Origin of the sequence: Streptomyces sp. NPDC127092, from assembly GCF_042722475.1 — a bacterium.
Lineage (GTDB): Bacteria > Actinomycetota > Actinomycetes > Streptomycetales > Streptomycetaceae > Streptomyces.
Map to the genome: position 1 here is coordinate 1 of NZ_JBHXFE010000359.1, position 1,138 is coordinate 1,138.

General features: G+C 73.4%; 2 protein-coding genes. One reads left to right on the forward strand and one right to left on the reverse strand.

The annotated features are described in order from the left end of the window. Window positions 1–698: hypothetical protein (locus tag ACFWJO_RS40415; protein ID WP_386873360.1), on the reverse strand; the 698-nt coding region annotated here is incomplete at its 3' end. Window positions 699–884: 186 nt separating this feature from the next. On the opposite strand from ACFWJO_RS40415, the gene ACFWJO_RS40420 reads away from it, so the two are divergent. After that, on the forward strand, window positions 885–1,138 hold a 254-nt coding region (locus ACFWJO_RS40420), incomplete at its 3' end, for a peptidylprolyl isomerase (RefSeq protein WP_386873361.1).

A 1,138-nucleotide genomic window follows, 5' to 3' on the forward strand; every position in this document is an offset into this window, starting at 1 on the left:
TCGCCGGCGTCGGCCAGGCGGGCCTGCACCTGCGGGGCCACCTTCCCGCCCTGCTCCTGCAGCGCGGACATACCCGTGGCGAGGAGGCCGGCGAGGGTCAGGCCGCCCGCGGCGGCGGCGTCCTTGGCCTGGCCGGCGCGGTCGCTGAACAGGGCGGCGGACCGCTGCGCGTCCTTGCGGGCGCCCTTGGCGGCCTTCTTCGCGTCCTTGCGCAGGCCCTTGGCGGCCTGGCGGCCGTCCCGGCGCAGCTGCTTGGCCTTGCGGCCCCCACGACGGCGGCCCTTCTTCGCGGCCTTCTCAGCGTCCTTGCGCGCCGCGGCGAACTGCTGCTGCACCTCGTGGCCGGCGTCCTGCGCCTGGGCCTGCAGGTGCTCGAGGAAGTCCTGGACGGTGTCCACGCCCTTGGCGACGGCGGGGGCCAGCAGCCCGTACTGGTGCGCGACGGCCTCGCCGGCCTTCCGCGCCCCGCGCTCGACCACGGGGCCGTACTCCTTCTTGGCGTCCTGGGCCTTGCGGCGGCCCTCCTCGGCCGCGGCGGAGCCGCCGATCAGCCCGTAGGCCGCCGCCACCTCGCTCCAGGCGCGGGTGGACTCCACCCTCGGGGCGGCCCAGTGGCGCAGATTCTCCGCCTGGCGTGCGACGAACGCGTTCGCGCCGCCGTCGTGCTGGATCTCGTCGTGCAGGGTCTTGCGGGCCATGTGATGCCTCCCGTGGGTTCTGGATGGTCGTTGAACGCGGTGGTCCTCGAGGCCCAGCCTAGTGGCCGACCCCCGCCGTGGCACGGGTCCCGGCACGCCGGGAGTGCGTACGCCGATCGCGGAAGATCCCGACCCCGGACGGCGGGATCCGGACGGCCCGCCGCCGCGGATGGAACAATGGGGCGCATGGCGAACAAGACGCACACCGCGACCATCCACACGAACCACGGCGACATCGTCGTCGAGCTGTTCGGCAACCACGCCCCGAAGACCGTGAAGAACTTCGTGGGCCTCGCCACCGGCGAGCAGGAGTGGACCCACCCGCAGACCGGTGAGAAGAACAACGGCGCCCCGCTGTACTCCGGCACCGTGTTCCACCGCATCATCAAGGACTTCATGATCCAGGGCGGCGACCCGCTCGGCATGGGCATCGGCGGCCC